This is a genomic window from Psychrobacter coccoides (assembly GCF_017498085.1).
Lineage (GTDB): Bacteria > Pseudomonadota > Gammaproteobacteria > Pseudomonadales > Moraxellaceae > Psychrobacter > Psychrobacter coccoides.
This window is the reverse complement of the sequence record NZ_JAGBKM010000016.1, coordinates 32,767-50,141: the sequence shown is the minus strand read 5'-3', so window position 1 is coordinate 50,141 and position 17,375 is coordinate 32,767. Positions and strand designations below refer to the sequence as shown.

15 protein-coding genes are annotated in these 17,375 nt (G+C 46.9%); 7 read left to right on the top strand and 8 right to left on the bottom strand.

Going from position 1 to position 17,375, the window contains the following annotated elements:
• Positions 1-105 precede the first annotated feature (105 nt).
• The 3 genes from nadD to J3492_RS09305 all read right to left on the bottom strand — a co-directional run bounded on the left by nadD (position 106) and on the right by J3492_RS09305 (position 4,697).
• On the bottom strand, positions 106-870 hold the full coding sequence (gene nadD, locus J3492_RS09315; RefSeq protein ID WP_207991777.1) for a nicotinate (nicotinamide) nucleotide adenylyltransferase: 765 nt from the start codon (positions 868-870) through the stop codon (positions 106-108).
• 274 nt (positions 871-1,144) lie between these two features.
• Positions 1,145-3,289 carry a phosphate acetyltransferase gene (gene pta, locus J3492_RS09310; RefSeq protein ID WP_207991776.1) on the bottom strand — a complete coding sequence of 715 codons (2,145 nt, stop codon included), beginning with the start codon at positions 3,287-3,289 and terminating at the stop codon, positions 1,145-1,147.
• 175 nt (positions 3,290-3,464) lie between these two features.
• Entirely contained in the window at positions 3,465-4,697 is a 1,233-nt protein-coding gene (locus J3492_RS09305; protein ID WP_207991775.1) for an acetate/propionate family kinase, read from the bottom strand.
• 568 nt (positions 4,698-5,265) lie between these two features.
• On the opposite strand from J3492_RS09305, the gene lptM reads away from it, so the two are divergent.
• From lptM to J3492_RS09285, 4 genes are all read left to right on the top strand, one after another.
• Positions 5,266-5,472 carry an LPS translocon maturation chaperone LptM gene (lptM, locus tag J3492_RS09300; RefSeq protein ID WP_207991774.1) on the top strand — a complete coding sequence of 69 codons (207 nt, stop codon included), beginning with the start codon at positions 5,266-5,268 and terminating at the stop codon, positions 5,470-5,472.
• A gap of 44 nt (positions 5,473-5,516) precedes the next feature.
• The gene (gene lysA / locus J3492_RS09295; RefSeq protein WP_207991773.1) at positions 5,517-6,869 is read left to right on the top strand and encodes a diaminopimelate decarboxylase; all 1,353 of its coding nucleotides are present in this window, start codon (positions 5,517-5,519) and stop codon (positions 6,867-6,869) included.
• Positions 6,870-7,101: 232 nt separating this feature from the next.
• Positions 7,102-7,989 (top strand): diaminopimelate epimerase, encoded by an 888-nt coding sequence (gene dapF / locus J3492_RS09290; protein WP_207991772.1) that lies wholly within the window; start codon positions 7,102-7,104, stop codon positions 7,987-7,989.
• A gap of 75 nt (positions 7,990-8,064) precedes the next feature.
• Positions 8,065-9,081, top strand: a complete 1,017-nt coding sequence (locus tag J3492_RS09285; protein ID WP_243453202.1) for a tyrosine recombinase XerC — start codon at positions 8,065-8,067, stop codon at positions 9,079-9,081.
• Here the strand turns inward: J3492_RS09285 and J3492_RS09280 are convergent.
• The gene (locus tag J3492_RS09280; RefSeq protein ID WP_207991771.1) at positions 9,053-9,961 is read right to left on the bottom strand and encodes a nitrilase-related carbon-nitrogen hydrolase; all 909 of its coding nucleotides are present in this window, start codon (positions 9,959-9,961) and stop codon (positions 9,053-9,055) included. The two genes, J3492_RS09285 and J3492_RS09280, sit on opposite strands and share 29 nt — an antisense overlap.
• 345 nt (positions 9,962-10,306) lie before the next feature.
• Here J3492_RS09280 and rpoN point away from each other — a divergent pair, with 345 nt between their 5' ends.
• Both rpoN and hpf read left to right on the top strand, forming a co-directional pair.
• Positions 10,307-12,061 carry an RNA polymerase factor sigma-54 gene (gene rpoN / locus J3492_RS09275; protein WP_207991770.1) on the top strand — a complete coding sequence of 585 codons (1,755 nt, stop codon included), beginning with the start codon at positions 10,307-10,309 and terminating at the stop codon, positions 12,059-12,061.
• Between the two features lie 356 nt (positions 12,062-12,417).
• A complete protein-coding gene (gene hpf, locus J3492_RS09270) occupies positions 12,418-12,789 on the top strand; it encodes a ribosome hibernation-promoting factor, HPF/YfiA family (RefSeq protein WP_207991769.1) in 372 nt (123 codons plus the stop codon).
• Positions 12,790-12,952: 163 nt separating this feature from the next.
• Here hpf and thiS read toward each other — a convergent pair whose 3' ends face one another.
• From thiS to J3492_RS09250, 4 genes are all read right to left on the bottom strand, one after another.
• A complete protein-coding gene (gene thiS, locus J3492_RS09265; RefSeq protein WP_207991768.1) occupies positions 12,953-13,153 on the bottom strand; it encodes a sulfur carrier protein ThiS in 201 nt (66 codons plus the stop codon).
• Positions 13,154-13,364: 211 nt separating this feature from the next.
• Complete coding sequence (locus J3492_RS09260) at positions 13,365-13,733, bottom strand: DUF423 domain-containing protein (protein ID WP_207991807.1); 369 nt, start codon at positions 13,731-13,733, stop codon at positions 13,365-13,367.
• 79 nt (positions 13,734-13,812) lie between these two features.
• On the bottom strand, positions 13,813-14,676 hold the full coding sequence (gene rpoH / locus J3492_RS09255; protein ID WP_207991806.1) for an RNA polymerase sigma factor RpoH: 864 nt from the start codon (positions 14,674-14,676) through the stop codon (positions 13,813-13,815).
• Positions 14,677-14,926: 250 nt separating this feature from the next.
• A complete protein-coding gene (locus tag J3492_RS09250) occupies positions 14,927-15,418 on the bottom strand; it encodes a sulfurtransferase TusA family protein (RefSeq protein WP_207991767.1) in 492 nt (163 codons plus the stop codon).
• A 271-nt stretch (positions 15,419-15,689) separates the two neighbouring features.
• Here J3492_RS09250 and J3492_RS09245 point away from each other — a divergent pair, with 271 nt between their 5' ends.
• Entirely contained in the window at positions 15,690-17,357 is a 1,668-nt protein-coding gene (locus J3492_RS09245) for a M48 family metalloprotease (protein ID WP_243453201.1), read from the top strand.
• Positions 17,358-17,375: the final 18 nt, after the last annotated feature.

The window sequence follows — 17,375 nt, the reverse complement described above, 5'->3', positions numbered from 1 at the left end:
AATTGTAAATATTAAACAGTCATTTGTTTGGCTTTACTGGGTTTTTGCTAAGTCTGACATTGATAAATAAAACATCAGATAAAAAATGACAAAGATAAAACGATTTTAACGGAATTGAACTGCGGAATATAGCCGATGGGCAATAATATAATGATAAACAGCAGGATTTATTAATTGAGCCAGAGGTTTTGGTAGCGTATCTGGCGGATTGCTCTGTGTTTGTAATTGATTGCGAATGTCGGTACTGGATACGGTGCTGACTTGGCGCTGGTCAATATAAATGCGTCCTTGGTCGTCATTTTTCAAGACGGTGGTCAAGTCAGCCAAAGAGGCTGTCACTTGTCCTTGAAGTTCGGTTGGTAGTTGATACAAAGGTGTGGTGGCGCCCAATGAGTCACTCTGATGCGCATCAAGGCGATTAAATATCCATAAGTGGACATAATGAGTCAGTTGTAGTCCGTCTTGCCATTTATCCAATTGACGAGCGCTGTCCATCCCCATGATAAATATCAGGCTGTCGTTGGGATAACGTCGGCGTAGCGCTTTTACGCTATCGATGGTATAGACAGGCGGGGCTTGCCACAGTTCAAGCTCACTAATCTGTAAAGGCGTCTCCTGCGTTGCTAGTTTTAACATGGCCAAGCGATGGGCAGGGTTGGTGCTGCGGTCTTTGAAGGGAGAGCGGGCATTGGGCAATAAAGAAACCTGTAGCGGGCGCTGTTGCTGCTGAGCAATCGAAGATAAATGTTCATAAACAGACATCGCCATTTGCAAATGGCCATTATGCACAGGGTCAAATGAGCCGCCAAGATAAGCACGAATGGCTGATGCAGGGGTTTGGTCATGATGATTATTGGCGTTATTTGGCATAAATGAGTGAGCAGCAGAGCTATACAGGATTGATTGAGCATAGTGTATAGTCAATTCGAAATAAAATCGATACGTTTATATTGTCGTGCTACTGGCTTCTAAGTATATCAACTATAGAGCGCAACTGATAAGAAGCACAAAGACTCAGGAGCTGATTGAAACGATCAGCATCAAAAAGCCGACCATCGTGATGACAGTCGGCTACATAAAAGTGTACTTTTGAGTTAGATAGTGCGTTGGGTTAAATACGACACCCTTGTATCTTAACTAGATGCTAAATCTTATCACTATACGCTTGAATGGCGGTCAGAGCGATGGTATAGATGATGTCATCCACCAACGCACCACGAGACAAGTCGTTGACAGGTTTGTTTAGGCCTTGGAGCATGGGGCCGACACTGACCACATTGGCACTACGCTGTACCGCTTTATAAGTGGTGTTACCGGTGTTGAGATCTGGGAAGATAAAGACATTGGCTTGACCAGCGACAGGTGAGTCTGGCGCTTTTTGTTTGCCGACGCTCATCACCGAAGCGGCATCATACTGTAGCGGGCCATCGACTTTGAGCTCAGGCGCACGCTCACGGACGATTTGTGTGGCTTGAATGACTTTTTCGACATCTGCACCTGTCCCTGATGAGCCAGTAGAGTAGCTGATCATTGCCACTTTTGGCTCGATACCAAAGGCTGCTGCCGATTGAGCAGACTGAATAGCAATCTCAGCCAGCTCTTCGGCATTTGGGTCTGGGTTGATCGCACAGTCACCATAGACCACCACTTGCTCAGGTAGCAGCATAAAGAAGATCGATGAGACCAGTGAGTACTGAGGTGCTGTCTTAATCAGCTGAAAGGCTGGGCGTACGGTATTTGCAGTGGTGTGAATGGCACCAGATACCAGTCCATCGACCTCATCCATCTGCAGCATGATAGTACCTAAGAACACCGTGTCTTCAAGCTGTTCAGCTGCCATCTCTGGCGTGGTTTTGCCTTTGCGACGTTCAACCACCGCCTCGACGTATTTGTTCATATCGAGGTCAGCAGGATCGATGATCTCTAAGCCTTCTGGCAGGATTAGGTCACGATTTTTGGCGACTTGCTCGACATCAGCACGCTTCGCCAGTAGCACACAGTCAGCGATACCACGGCTTTGACAGATACAGGCTGCTTCTACCGTGCGTGGCTCAGAGCCTTCTGGTAGAACGATGCGTTTTTTGGCATGTTGCGCTTTTTTGACCACTTGATGACGAAATGCTGCAGGTGACAAGCGTGGTTTGTGCTCGCCGCTGAACTGCGCTTTGACCCAGCCCAAGTCCAAGTGCGCTGCCACATAGCGTGTAACCTCTACAGCTCGCTCGGTGTCATCACTTGGAATCTCAGCGCTCATGTTCAACAGGCTTTGTACCGTCTCAAAACTATCAGACTCGACACTCATCACAGGGACGCCCGTCTTTAGCGCTGATTGCCAAAGCTCAGCGACCGCAGCGTTTGGTGAGACGCCGCCGGTGAGTACTAGGCCCGCTAGCGGTATGCCATTGATACACGCAAGCGCCGCAGCCAGCAGTAACTCATCACGATCGCCAGGTACCACGACGAGAGTGCCACGTTTGAACACTTCATCTACTCGGGCTACTGAGCGAGCGGTTAGGCTGATGTCGTTGATGCGACGAGTTTTGGCATCACCAACATTAATCCAAGTAGCATCGAGCTCAGTGGCGATATCCCAAGTACGGGGCACAGACAACGAGTCACTAAATGGTACCACGCCAATCAAGCGGAATTGTTCAGTATCAAAGTAAGGTGACAGACGCTGCACTTCTTGAATAAAGCCCTCATCCAAGCTGACAATCGCTTCACCAGGAGCCACAGGCTGGTTTTCAAGAGTATTTGGAATATTCACCCGCATCAAGATACAGCCCAAAGTACGATCAGAGCCCATACCACTAAACTCACGTGCATGGACGTCCAGTTTGTCTGCTAAATGGGCAGGCTTGCTGGTATCGACAGTACTGACAAAGATGATTTTGGCATCTAGTGCGTGGGCGATGGCACGGTTGACTTGTGAGGCATAAGATGCTTCTGTGGTCGATACCAAGCCCTCACAAACGACCACGCCATAGTCGCCTTCGATGGAGTGGTAGTTTTCGACCACCTCTTCCATTAAATCATCGAGATTGTCATCACCAATCATACGCTCCACGCGTTGGCGATTGATGGATTTGGGCGGCGTTAGACCAAAAGCATGCATGGCCAAGGCGCTGGAGCTGTCTAAGCTGTTTTGTTTGTCTAAGGTATCGTCTTGCAAAAATGGCTTCATAAAGCCAGCTTTGATGCCGTTGTAATCTAGCGCACGGATCAAACCGAGGGCGGCTGAGGTGACACCAATACCACGACTAAGAGGAACGAGTAAAATGGTTTGCATAGTATATCCTACTATATTATGTGTATATCCTTCACGAGGAGAGGCTGCTTAGCTGCGTCGACTCTAGATAAAAGAAGGCTGATGGTGTATTTAATCGATGTGCAAACAGCCTTCATAAATTCAGCAATTCATATAAGGTCAGGGACCAAACAGCCAGCGAATGGTCAGTAAAGATTTAGTCCAATCCCAATGTTTGGCGCGTCTCTTTGGCAATCTGACACTCTTCATCAGTTGGAATCACCCACAGCTCGATACTGCTATCCTCTGTATGCAAACTGCCTTCTGCACCGCCGACAAGAGAGGCGTTTTTGTCTTCATCAAACTGGATACCAAAATGACGCATGACAGTTAAGATGCTTGCACGAGTAGTGGCTGAGTTTTCGCCGATACCACCAGTAAAGACAATGCCAGTGAACTCAGGTAAGGCGCAGCTTAGGCTGGCAAGGTATTTGCCCACACGATAGCAAAACATCTCAATGGCAAGCTGGGCGTCTTTGTGGCCTTCGTTAGCGGCTTGCTCGATGGTGCGCAAATCGTTGGATAAGCCTGATATACCAAGCAGTCCACTTTCACTATTTAGCATCTTATCGATCTCTTCTAGGCTCATGCCCAACTGACGCTTTAGATGAATGTGCAAACTGGGGTCAATATCACCACAACGTGTGCCCATCATCAGACCTTCAAGCGGAGTCAGACCCATACTGGTATCCAAGCTTTCGCCGTCATAGACAGCAGTCGCAGAGCAACCATTACCCAGATGCGCAGTCAACCAACCATGGGAGCCTTTTGCACTTGTGATTTCGCTGGCACGTTCTGAGACATAAGCATGGGAGGTGCCATGGAAGCCATAGCGACGGATTTTGTGTTCTTCATACAAAGACTTGGGAAGGGGGTAACGGTAAGCAACGGCAGGCATGGTTTGGTGAAATGCGGTATCAAAGACGACGACTTGCGGAATCTCAGGATAGATGGCTTGAACCGCTTCGATACCTAGAGCGTTGGCAGGGTTGTGTAGTGGGGCGAGCACCTTTAGGCGTTTTACTTCTGATAATACATGCTCGTCCACACGTACCGCCTCTGAGTACTCACGGCCACCATGGACGCCGCGATGACCCACAGCGATAAAGTCGTATTGCTCAAGTAGTGCTAGGATTTTTTGTAGTGCCAACTCATGACGACCACCTGGGATAGTGATCTCTAACTTTTCACCATTTAAAGTGGTGTGCTTAATACGAGCGGTATCAAGCCCTAAGTTTTCGGCTAAGCCTGTGATACGAGTCGATTCGTCTTCACTGATTAAGGCATACTTAATCGAAGAGGAGCCGCAGTTTAGTACCAAGGTTGGGTTGATGAGTTTTGATTTACCGGCATTAAGATCGCTAAAAGTGGTGGTTACGCTGTCGCTCATGCTCTATCCTTAGATGGTTTTGGAGAGGGCGGTCCATTATCAATGAACCGTTGGTTAAATAAATACCGTGACATGTCCATCTGCCTTGAAGTGGACGGTGTCAAAAAACAGCCCTACTAATCGTCGGTTATCAGTAGGTTATATCAATAAAAAATAGATGTAGGTGCGTTGGTTTACCTCGCTTATATGCACAAGGTTTTGTCTTTGTTTAACAACTTTTCACTGTTATACCACGACAACGACAAGGATTACAATAAGCAGCCAACAACTATTCATAACAAGTGTTCACTATGTAATGCGGCTAATGATTGGCTGACATTGCGATATATTGTAAATCGTAAAAATTGTAAGAAATTTTGTCAGAGTGCTGTTTAGCCATTTTTAAGCTATGGGCTGTGTTTATTCAGCTTAAGAGGGCCTCTAGACATCCAGAGGGTTTTGCAATAAATTATTGACCCAGAAAAACGAAGAAGCGCACGGCTTTATCGAATAATGCTATGATGAGCGCTGATTAAGTATTTGCTCTAAATGAGTATTAAAAATAAGTATTAAAAAGGTGAGCTACCCTATGATTACGACACGCCGCTCTTCAGACACCCATAGCAATGGCTTGTTTTTTGGTATTGACCGCCAAATGTTATATGTCTTGACTATCGGGTCTGTGATGGCTGGATTGGCCGGATGTGGACAAAAAGGCAATTTGTATTTGACAGATACCAGTAGTGAGGTTGTCGCTATTGCCGAAGAAGTTAGTGATGACCCTAACGATTATTAATAACGAGTAACCCCCAACCCATTGATTAAACCAGAGAGCAAAGTATGAGTGATTCTAAGGTGCAAGCCGTATCTGTAACGACCGCAACTGAGCAAGGGCTATATGTCGACCCCGTAGCATTGACGGCTCATTTACCAGCATTAGGGTATAGCGATGAGGCTTTGTTTATCGAAAAGGTAAGCATCAGTGAGTTGGTAGCACACTATGATACGCCGTGTTATGTCTATTCAAAGCAAGCGATATTAGAGGTTTATCAAGACTATAGCGATAGCTTTGCAGCGATTGACCATCAGATTTGCTATGCTGTAAAAGCAAACTCTAATCTGGCGGTATTGGGTATATTGGCACAGGCGGGCGCAGGGTTTGATATCGTCTCTCGCGGTGAGCTAATGCGGGTACTGGCAGCAGGCGGCAAAGCCAGTAAAGTGGTGTTTTCAGGTGTTGGCAAAACCTATGACGACATCGAGTATGCATTGACGCAAGGTATTGCCTGTTTTAATGTTGAGTCGGACAGCGAGCTGATGCTGATCAATGAGGTGGCGCAGAAACTCGATAAGCGTGCGCCGATATCGCTACGGGTCAATCCAGATGTCGATGCCAAGACCCATCCCTATATCTCCACAGGTCTTAAAGACAATAAGTTCGGTATCGCCCATGAGCAAGCGCTGGCCGTCTATAAGCAGGCAGCGGGCTTGTCGCACATCGACATCGTCGGTATAGACTGTCATATTGGCTCACAATTGACAGAGGTCGAGCCGTTTATTGCGGCGCTGGATAAAGTTATTGAGCTGATCCATAGCTTAAAGAGTAAAGGTATCACGCTCAGTCATGTTGATCTGGGCGGCGGCTTAGGGGTGCGTTATATCGATGAAACGCCTGTGTCTATAGGCGAGTTTGCCAATGCTCTATTGCCTAAGCTAAAAGAGCTTGGCATGACGGTGTTTTTTGAGCCAGGGCGTAGTGTCGTGGCTAATGCTGGCGTGTTATTGACCCGGGTGGACGTACTCAAGCCGACTGAACATAAAAACTTCGCTATCGTGGATGCGGCGATGAACGACTTGATTCGTCCAGCCCTTTATCAAGCCGAAATGGCGGTCATTCCAAACCGCCTACCCAGCGATGGTATCAATAATGATGATACCCAGCCTTGGGATATCGTCGGCGCTATTTGTGAGACGGGCGACTTTTTGGCAAAAGATCGCTTATTGTCATTGGCGACGGGTGACATCTTAGCGATTACGGGTGCAGGTGCTTACGGCTTTACGATGAGTAGTAACTATAACTCACGTGGGCGGGCAAGCGAGGTTATGGTCTCAGAGGACACTCACCAATTGATTCGCAAGCGGGAAAGTCTCGAGTCGTTATATGCTGATGAGATATTGTGGCAAGATAAGTAAGACGCACACTGTCGAGCGTACGGACCCTCTGCTGTAGTAGGGCCGTCATACTAATACCGTCATACTAAGTCAAGAAGTAAGCAAACATCACCCATTGTTACTATAACAATGGGTTTTTTATGGCCAAGGTTTTATTCAATCAGATATCAGTGTTGATGGGGCGATAGTTATCATTGTGCTAGGCAGCGTGCTAATATAACGGACACATAAAAATAGAATAGGACAAAAGGATATGCTCATAGAATTTACAAAAATGCATGGTCTGGGCAATGATTTTATGGTCATTGATTTGGTGACCCAGCGCTTAGAGCTGACCAAGGAGTTGGTGCAGTTACTGGGTGATAGACATTTAGGCGTTGGTTTTGATCAACTGCTCGTCGTCGAGCCGCCGATGCGCCCTGACGTGGACTTCAGTTATCGCATTTTCAATACCGATGGCAGCGAGGTCGAGCAGTGCGGCAACGGTGCCCGCTGCTTTGCCCGTTTTGTGCAGGCTCGCAAGCTATCATTTAAGCAGCGTCTGCGTGTTGAGACGGCCAGTGGTATTATCTCTCTTACCACGGATCGCTATGGCTGGGTAGAAGTCGATATGGGCAAGCCGAAGTTTGAACCGAGTGAGATTCCATTTACCCCAAAAGCCACGACAAAGATCCAAAATGCTTATCATCTGAGTGTCGAGGGCACGCCTGTGCAGCTGTTCGTCGCCAACATGGGTAATCCACACGCCATTATCAAAGTAGATGACGTGCTTGAGGCTGATGTGAAAAACCTAGGCAAAGCGATTGAGTCGCACCCTGCATTCCCTGACAAAGTCAATGTTGGTTTTATGCAAGTGATGAATCAGCGTCACATTCGCCTTCGTGTCTATGAGCGTGGTGTCGGTGAGACGCAAGCTTGTGGTACTGGCGCTTGTGCTGCCGTCGCCGTAGGCATACGTGAAGGCTGGCTTGATGAGGGCGAAGAGATTCGTGCCCAACTGTATGGTGGCAGTATGATCGTACGTTGGCAGCCCGGGTATTCAGTCATGATGACGGGGCCGACTGCTTTTGTTTATGAAGGGGTGTTTAGTCCAGATGGATTGATGGCGCAAGCCGGCATTCAGCCCACGCCAAGCAGCTAAACGCATGGTTATAGCGTTTGTCAGTAGCACGCATCAGGGGTTGTGCTCATGTCTAATAAAGAGGATTTAGTTTACATGCCTGCTGAGTCAATGGGTTTCGAGGACATAGAGTTGGATGAACAAGTACGAGAGCTGCTTGTGCCTGTCCATCGCTGGCTCAATACATTGGCAGTGCGTCGTCATTCAGTACATACTTTGACGGCTTACTTTGCCGCCCTTAGACAGTTGGCGCTGTTTTTACGTGGTAAGCAGATGACGTGGACCCGCTGTGATAAGCGCCAGCTTGCCCAGCACATCAGCCAGCGTTTAGAAGAAGACGAGTTGGCACTGGCGAGTGTACAACAAGAGCTGTCAGCCATTCGGCACTTCTATGGCTGGCTGATAGAAGAAGGGCTAGCACGTATTAATCCAACCACGGGTTATCAGCTAAAACGCAGCCCCAGACCCTTACCTTCTATCGCAGATGTAGACCTGTTGACGCAGCTATTAGATCAGCCGATGCCTGATGCGCCTGAGCAAGCAAGGCTGTGGTTACGTGACAAAGCCATGTTTGAGCTGCTATATAGTAGTGGCTTGCGGGTGGGTGAGCTGGTGGCGCTCGACATGACAGATATAGACCTATCAGCGCTACGTGTGCGCGTGACAGGCAAAGGTAACAAGACCCGTTTGATACCTTTAGGCACAAAGGCTGCCAATGCAATCACACGTTATCTGCCGCATCGTAATCTGTGGGTCGAGCAGCAAGATGAGGCCTTATTTATCAGCGAAAAACTCGGCACCCGCTTATCGACACGGGCGGTACAACAGCGCCTCAAAGTCGCTGCGACTCGTGCTGGCATTTCACAAAACCTATATCCGCACTTGCTGCGGCATTGCTTTGCCTCGCACATGCTCTCAGGTAGCGGCGACTTACGTGCCGTCCAAGAAATGCTAGGGCATAGCGATATCAGCACCACCCAAATCTATACCCATGTAGACTTTGCCAAATTGACCCAAGTTTATGACCGAGCTCATCCACGAGCCACGCATATCAAACAAGAAGAAAAAGAAAGGCAAACCCAAACTAGGCCAAACGATGGCAATCAAAGATAGGCATTTTTTGTCGACCTTGTTGCTGTGCCTCTTTATCTAAAGTAGCAAACACTAGCGCATAGTCGTTGTCAGCCGCTGCACCTTGTAGCGCACTATTATCGTAACTGTCTACCATTGAGCCATTAAAATCAGTAATCGCAGTATGGCCCCATGTTTCACGTGTTTTACCATTTTTATAGTGATGCTCGCCACCTTGGGCAGCGCCAATGACCATACATTGACTGTCTAGCGCTCTTGCCTGTAGCAGTAGGGACCAGTGTGCTTGTCCCGTCAAATAGGTAAAGGCTGAAGGCGCACTCAAGATATCAGCGCCTGCTTGTCGCAAGCGCTGCGCTAGAGCTGGGAAACGCAAATCAAAACAAACCATCATGCCCAGTTGGTAGACCACATTGTCAACTTCAATGGGTGCTACGACTGTCTGGGTGCCCGGCTCAAATGTCGCTGCTTCATCGTAATTGCCGTGCTTGTCAGCGACGGTTGCTGTAAATAAATGAATCTTGTCATAGCGAGCCACCATTTTGCCCTCAGGAGAAAACAGCAAACTGACCTGACGCAGACGTCCATTAGGTACAGCAGTGCCATCAGGACGATAAAAACAGGGTAGTGTGCCTGCTAGCAAATAAACCTCGAACTCTCTAGCATAGCCAGCTAGGACCTCTGATAGATCGTCAAAGCGCTCAGCTGTTGGAAACTGTCGCCCCATACTACAGCAGTTCTCAGGCAGCACCACAAGCTTGACGCCTTGTGCACTGGCCGCAGCAATCGCTGACTTAATGGTAGCAAGATTATGCTCGACGTCTTGCTGAGTGTTCAGTTGTACCGCGGCAACAGTCAGCTTATGAGGGGTGGTATCATTAGGGGTAGGACTAGGTGTGCTCATAGTGTATGTCTCAGTGCAGTGTTGATAATCAAGGTTTTGCGTTCAGATTAAGGCTTGTTTAAGATGCAGTTGATTTTTCATTATGCATAATAGCTTAGCGGATATTGAGTGCAGATGCACCAAGGCTTAGTAAGTTGTTAAGTGCCAATATCTTTTAGGTTTTGCTCTGTATTAGGGCTTATATGGCTCTATCAGAAAATAATTGTTTCAAATAGATACGTAGAAGGTAGATTAACATAGCAAAACCGCTACAAAAAATGCTATCGTCATGACTTAAAGGGTTTAACAAGCTCGAATCAACATGAGATACCACATTTTATTAACACTGGAGTGCAATAAACCAGCATGAGTATGTCGTTCGGATTGGCGGCCACGCTAAGCACCTCACAAAAACTAACGCCACAAATGCAGCAGGCAATCAAACTGCTGCAGCTCTCTAGTCTTGAGCTCGCACAAGAGGTGCAGGCTAAGTTGGATAGTAATCCCTTGCTTGAACGTATCGAAGATGACGAGGAGTATCTTGAACCAGATGCTGGCATAGAAGATGAGTGTTCAGATTGCTTAACCCTCGATATGTGGAATACTGAATCAGCAGAAAACATGACAAATATCGGTTCTGATGAGGGGCATATTGAGTATGAAGACAGCCTTAGTGATAGCACAGACCTGTTTGACGACAGTGTAGACGTGCTTGATGATGGCTTTAGTGACAGCCTAGATATGTTGCAGCAATCGACTATCGATAACGATGCGATTGACGACAGTATGCTGGATAACGACTACCTGAGTGCAGATAGTAGTGGCAATGATAGCGACAACAGCGACTATCAAAATAGCATTAGCGATATAGACTATAGTAGCTTCGATACGAGCAGCTATAGTGGCAATGCTTCCTCCTCTGCAGTTGCAGATTTTGATGAATTAGATAGCTACCAAGGCAGTACCAGCGCCACTATCCAAGATCACGTGCGTTGGCAGCTGAACTTCAAACGTCTATCAGATACAGATACTGTGATAGCAGAGTATCTGGTGGACTCGATGGATGATATGGGTTTTGTCCAGTTGAATATTGATGAGCTGCTACAAACCTTAAACACCATGGCCAGCTTTTATCAGTGGGAGCAGCAGGTAGAGCGTGAAGAGATAGAGATGGTACTGCACATCATCCAGTCCTGTGATCCATTGGGCGTAGGGGCACGCAACTTGTCTGAGTGTCTCACGATACAACTGGCCAAACTCGACCCCAATACTGAACATATAGAATATGCCTACAAATTACTGTCGGCAAGCGAGTATTTGGTAAGTAATAACATCAAAGCCTTAACCGAGACGACAGGCCTAGCGCCAGCGCATATCACACCAGCGTTGGCGTTACTGCGCACATTAAACCCTGCGCCTGGCCTTGCCTTTCAAAACAGCCGCCTTCATAGCGCACAAATACCTGAAAGTTACGATATTCCAGATGTCTTGGTCACACCCATACGCTATCAAAACGATGAAATTGCAGGGCAAGATGGGGGGTGGCATGTACGCCTCAATCCAGAGACGTTACCAAAGCTGCGTGTTAACCAAGAGTATGCAAGTTTGGTTAAGCGTGGCGATGATAGCCCAGATAATCAGTACCTACGCGAAAACCTAACAGACGCCAGATTGTTTATTCGCAGTATTGAAGAGCGCAATCAAAACTTACTAAAGGTGGCCAGTAGTATCGTGCGCCGCCAAGACGAGTTTTTGCAACAAGGCGCCACAGCTATGCAACCATTGATTTTAAAGGAGGTGGCAGAAGAGGTCGGTTTGCATGAATCTACAGTGTCACGTCTGACCACCAGTAAAAGCATCTTGACACCGCAGGGCTTATTTTCTCTCAAGTACTTCTTTTCATCACATGTCAGTAGCAATGACGGTGATATCTCGTCGACTGCGATTAGCGCCATGATCAAGCAGCTGATCACAGATGAAGACCCCAAAAAGCCCCTATCTGATAGCCGTATACAGGCACAGTTGCTTGCAGAGGGGATTGATATCGCTAGGCGTACGGTCGCCAAATATCGTGAGGCAATGAATATCAGCTCATCAACGCAGCGAAAGAAAAAATACTAAGGCAAAAAGCTTTTAAAACGCAGGTCTATGGTTTTGGCGAAAGAAATATTAACAAAAGCAATTATAAAAAATAAAATTTTTCGATTATATATAATTTTAGAGACAATATAAGCTTTAGTTACATTCGGTTACATTATAGCGTCTTGCTACTGACGGGATTTCATGACAAATTAGAGTCATACCAATAACAAATACCAACCTTTTCACCTATATCAAAAAACGTCATAAAAGCGAGGTGATAAAAGGACATATCACAAATATATGATGAATTCGTTGAGGTTATCGGTACAGTAAGATGCTTTAGGTAAAAGCTAGAGCATCTTTTGACTTTAAGCAATATATATAAGGATAAGTATATGAACGTTTCTATTAGTGGTCACCATATCAGCATTACTGAAGCGATGGAAACAGCTGTTCGCGAAAAGCTTGAAAAAGTAGAGCGTCATTTTGACCAAATACAAAGTATTCAAGTTATCTTATCACTAGACAATAGCGGTAGTGGTAAAAAAAGCCATAAGGCTGAAGCTATTTTGCGTGTTTCAGGTCAAGAAATGTTTGTACAGTCTTATGATGATGATATGTATAAAGCCATTAATGACATGGCAGACAAACTCAACAGGCAAGTCAGAAAGTATAAAACCCGTTTAGAGCGCAAAAAGACGCAGGGCGCAGGACGTGATGGGCGCTACCAAGACCTCTCAAGTGGCGATACTGCCCCAGCGGTATAATCTTATTAGGGTTTAATAAACGACGTATAACAATAATAAATAATATAGCTACTCGTCGCGTTAAACCTTTATAAAAGACAAGTCAGCCAAGGAAAAAAGACCGCAACGTTTTATACGCTGAGGTCTTTTTTATTGTACCCTGATAAGTCAACATTCCTAATAATTAGCCACCACCAACGGCTTGCACCACCTCGATAGTCATGCCCTCCACGATACGCAGTTGAGCAAGCTCGCTTTTTGGGACCAGCTCACCGTCGACTTCGACAGCATAACGGCCTTTACTTAGCCCAAGCTCATTTATGACAAGCTGGACCGTTTGATGTGTGGTTTGTAGTGTCTGTCCATTGACAGTAATCATACTCATAGTCTTTACTTCCTATAACTGAAAGCTTTTGTTTTTGGGGTCTGCTAAACATTCAAAAAACATAGTTTGCGAGGATAGCGTAGGGTTTATTTAACCCTGATACAGTGCTGTGGCTATCTGATTCACTTGTTTGTGGCTTGCTTGCTTGTGGCGTAGTGTGGCATAGAGTATATCAGGCTTATGTGAGATTGAGTCTCGTATCATAAGCGGGCTAGTACTGCTGGGCTCGAAAAGTGCTAATCGCCAACCACACCCAACCTGCGATCATCAGGACGCCGCCGATAGGCGTAATCGCCCCAAACCAACGAGGCGCACCAAGGGTCATCGCAAACAAGCTACCAGCAAAGATGATGACACCGATTTGCAATAACCAAGCAGTGGTCTGTGTGGTATATCTCAAGCGGATAAGTAAGCCGACAAGTAATAAACCTAATGCATGGATAAAAAGATAAAGGGTCGCAGTATGCCACCACGCCAGCTGCTGCGCATTGACCATGCTTTTGATGCCATGAGCACCAAAAGCCCCTAAAGCCACAGCGATAGCGAGATTTATCGCAGCAATGCCTATCCAATTTAACATCATAAAACTCTTATCATCAAGTTATAGCGCACAAGCGATGGCTGTCTCTTATAGCGGTCTAACGGTCGGTTAACGCCAATTATTGAATGTCATCAGGCAGTATGACACTGTCTATGGTCATGGCATCACGGATTTTATCCATCGCATTTTTTTCGATTTGGCGCACCCGCTCGGCAGAGATGGAATAAACCGCTGCCAGCTCGTGCAGGGTAGACTTTTGCTCAGACAGCCAGCGCTGCTCGACGATATCACGTGAGCGATCATCTAGCGTATCCATCGCCGCTACCAAGGCTGAGGTGTTACTGTCTTCCCAATCAGAGTCTTCGACTATCTCGGCTGGATCAACACCATCTTCCAAAAACAGCTGCGGTGCATAGCGACCATCGTCATCATCACTAGATTGAGTCTCGAAAGAAGCATCATACGAAGTCAAACGAGACTCCATCTCTAGCACTTGTTTGCGGCTGACATTGAGGTCTTTGGCGATGGCGTCTGCTTCTTCTAAAGTCAGCTGGTTGTTGGTCTTTTTTAGACTGCGAAGATTAAAGAACAGCTTGCGATGAGCTTTGGTAGTGGCGACTTTGACGATACGCCAGTTACGAATCACAAACTCATGAATCTCAGCCTTAATCCAATGCACAGCAAAAGAAACCAAGCGTACGCCTTTATTAGGGTCAAAGCGTTTGACGGCTTTCATCAAGCCAAGATTGCCTTCTTGTATTAGGTCTGCCTGTGGCAAGCCGTAGCCAGAGTAGCTGCGAGCGATGTGAATGACAAAACGCAAGTGTGACATCACCAGTAAACGTGCGGCCTCGACATCGCCTTCATCAAAATAGCGATGAGCAAGCTCTTGCTCTTGGGTAGGCGTCAAGATTGGGATTTGATGCACCGTATTGATATACGCACCCAGATTGACCCCAGGTGCCGATAAATGCGTCGGCATCGCCGGTACCAAATCACGGGTGCTGGTCTTTTCTAAAGCGCTAGCATCATACGGCGGGCGTTTGGCCGCTGCTTCTAATGCTGCTTCACGGGCGGCGTTTTTTGGGGTCGTACTGTCATCGGGGGTACGCCCTTTTTGAGTGGTTTTTGAGTTATTAGGAGGAGTAGCCATATTCTTGACCTTGATCAAATAAGTAAACCATTATGCAATTGAGAATTTTTATTGTCTTAATTGTAAATGATAGTCATGCTTAGTTGCTATCAGTTTTGGTAATGATGAAGTGAAATATTGTATCGGACGACGGTTTTGACAGACCCTCTTCGGCTGGCCCTGCTGTCTTTTGATTGACTGTCAGTATCAGCGTATCACCATGAGAGGCCTGTTGACTTTGTTGGCAAAACGCTGTGATATCCGCTTGTGAGTTGGGATCGGTGGCGACAACGTACAGTGACTCATGAGCTGCTACGTCACGCAACGCCACTTTAGTCTTTAATAAGGGCATCGGGCAAGCCATGCCACGTCCATCGACCATGCGCTTGATACCGATTGAGGATGGGTTGGTATCATGGCCATCCTTGGTTTGACTGTCATTTGCTCTATCATCAACCACATTGGCAATACATGCAGCAGGCAATAGAGCCAATAAGGACTGTGAGACAAAGCGCTCGGCCTCAGGTAACTTTGCGGTCAAAACCACCGAATAAGGTGCGTGTGTATTGATAGCGTCATTATCAGCGGACATAACATAAACCCTTAAAATATGGTTGCTTGGGCCCAAAACACTAGCCCAATCTGAACCAGATATTATAGCAAATTGCTGCTTGGTAATTGCAGTTGAATATAATCATCATAATGTTGAGCCGATTAGAATCAAACAGAGTTGCACGGTCATGTTGCACGAAAGTGACACACTGCCTAGACATTGGTAGTCAAGAGAATACTGGAATTGACGTGGTCATATCAACCTCGTATAGTCAAAACACAATCGTGGCTAAACGCATAGGATGCAGACATTGAACCGCTCTAATCATCACGCCTGTCTAACGACTGAGTTTATAAAAAACACCATTGATAAACGACAAGGGTTGGTTTTGACCTGCCCACTGGTTTTATTGGCTTTGATCAGCAGTCTGAGTATCCAAGCTTATGCGCAGCCTATGACAAATGCTCATACCACCAAGGTGTCTACACCAGCAGCGCTAGCCACTACCAATTATGGCTCATGGCAACCCTCTCGTGCTCAGGAGTTAAAGCTACCGAGCTTACAAGGTCAGGGGTTAAGCTTTGCTGATCAGTATCAAACCAAGCTACTCGGTGAATGGTCGCTACAAAACATCAATGGCCGCATCAAAATGGAGCACGATCCTTGGATTCAAGAAACCATAAAAGACATGACTTGGCGTATGAATGCGCAAGTGCGTCAACAAGCGCCTTTGGCTTTGGTGATTATTGACAATCCCAGTATCAATGCCTTTGCCGCACCAGGCGGCGTGATTGGTGTCAATACAGGTACCATATTGGCCGCCAACAGCATGGATGAGCTGGCCAGTGTCATTGCTCATGAAGTGGCGCATGTCAGTCAGCGTCACTATGAGAGCGGGGCAGACGAGCGCAAAAAAGCACTGCTCATGCAGATAGGCGGCATGTTGGCAGCAATAGCGGCATCGGCTGTAGATGGTGACGCTGCAGCGGCCGTGATGATGGGTAGCCAGACCGCAACCATGAATAGCAGTATGGCCTTTAGTCGCAGTAATGAGCGAGAAGCTGATCGGGTGGGTATGCAAATAATGAATCAAGCGGGATATGACCCTCGTGCGATGCCAAGATTTTTTGCTACTATGAATCAAAAAAGCCAGCTCAATCAGGTAGAAAACCAGTTTTTGCCAAGCTTTGTACGTTCGCATCCTTTGAGCAACGAGCGTCTCAGTGATACCCAAAGTCGGGCTCAGCGCTATCCGCCCTTGTCGCTCAATCAGCAGCAGCGCCATCAAGCATTATTTGACCTGCTTTACTGGCGAGTGCAAGTCATGGGTCAGCACGCTTCAGAGACCTCACTCACGACCGCTGCAAAAAACAGCATCGGTGCCAAGCTGGCTTTAATGTATTGGTATGGCGAGCAGCAGCGCTTTGATGACGCAGAAACACTCATGACTGAGTTTCAACGCTTAACAGCAGCTAAGCGCCAAGCGCTAGAGCCGCTATTGTCGATTACATACAGCCAAGTGCTGAGCGAGCAAGGCAAATGGCAGCAGGCGGTTGATGTCTTACAAGCCCAGCAAAGACTGTACCCTGAGCGCCGTGATTTGCGCCTGTACTTAGCTGAAGCCTTGACGCAAAACAACCAACCAACCCAAGCACAAACCCTGCTAAAGCCTTTGACTCAGCAGCAACCCAGCGATCGTTATGCTTGGCAAAGCCTACAGCTGGCCAATGAAAAAATAGCCAAAACGGCGACCTCATCATCAGTGGCTGATATTGCGACTATCAATGCGCTACGTTATCGCAGTTATGACCAGCTATGGAATGCTCGTTATGAGTCAGCGCTGACGTCATTGACACAAGCCAAACAGCTTGCTGAGAAGATGCAGGCCAGTACACAGAGCAGTAGTGCTCGTCCGCTGCTTGCAAATATCGTCCAAGAGATAAAAAACGTAAAAACCGCAAAAGACTATAAGCCTTAAGCGGTTATTTATAGCTCA

What these genes read in the sequence shown, in the direction of transcription:
- nadD (WP_207991777.1), bottom strand. Translation starts at nt 870, where the DNA reads ATGCCAAATAACGCCAATAATCATCATGACCAAACCCCTGCATCAGCC.
- pta (WP_207991776.1), bottom strand. Translation starts at nt 3,289, where the DNA reads ATGCAAACCATTTTACTCGTTCCTCTTAGTCGTGGTATTGGTGTCACC.
- J3492_RS09305 (WP_207991775.1), bottom strand. Translation starts at nt 4,697, where the DNA reads ATGAGCGACAGCGTAACCACCACTTTTAGCGATCTTAATGCCGGTAAA.
- lptM (WP_207991774.1), top strand. Translation starts at nt 5,266, where the DNA reads ATGATTACGACACGCCGCTCTTCAGACACCCATAGCAATGGCTTGTTT.
- lysA (WP_207991773.1), top strand. Translation starts at nt 5,517, where the DNA reads ATGAGTGATTCTAAGGTGCAAGCCGTATCTGTAACGACCGCAACTGAG.
- dapF (WP_207991772.1), top strand. Translation starts at nt 7,102, where the DNA reads ATGCTCATAGAATTTACAAAAATGCATGGTCTGGGCAATGATTTTATG.
- J3492_RS09285 (WP_243453202.1), top strand. Translation starts at nt 8,065, where the DNA reads ATGCCTGCTGAGTCAATGGGTTTCGAGGACATAGAGTTGGATGAACAA.
- J3492_RS09280 (WP_207991771.1), bottom strand. Translation starts at nt 9,961, where the DNA reads ATGAGCACACCTAGTCCTACCCCTAATGATACCACCCCTCATAAGCTG.
- rpoN (WP_207991770.1), top strand. Translation starts at nt 10,307, where the DNA reads ATGAGTATGTCGTTCGGATTGGCGGCCACGCTAAGCACCTCACAAAAA.
- hpf (WP_207991769.1), top strand. Translation starts at nt 12,418, where the DNA reads ATGAACGTTTCTATTAGTGGTCACCATATCAGCATTACTGAAGCGATG.
- thiS (WP_207991768.1), bottom strand. Translation starts at nt 13,153, where the DNA reads ATGAGTATGATTACTGTCAATGGACAGACACTACAAACCACACATCAA.
- J3492_RS09260 (WP_207991807.1), bottom strand. Translation starts at nt 13,733, where the DNA reads ATGTTAAATTGGATAGGCATTGCTGCGATAAATCTCGCTATCGCTGTG.
- rpoH (WP_207991806.1), bottom strand. Translation starts at nt 14,676, where the DNA reads ATGCCGACGCATTTATCGGCACCTGGGGTCAATCTGGGTGCGTATATC.
- J3492_RS09250 (WP_207991767.1), bottom strand. Translation starts at nt 15,418, where the DNA reads ATGTCCGCTGATAATGACGCTATCAATACACACGCACCTTATTCGGTG.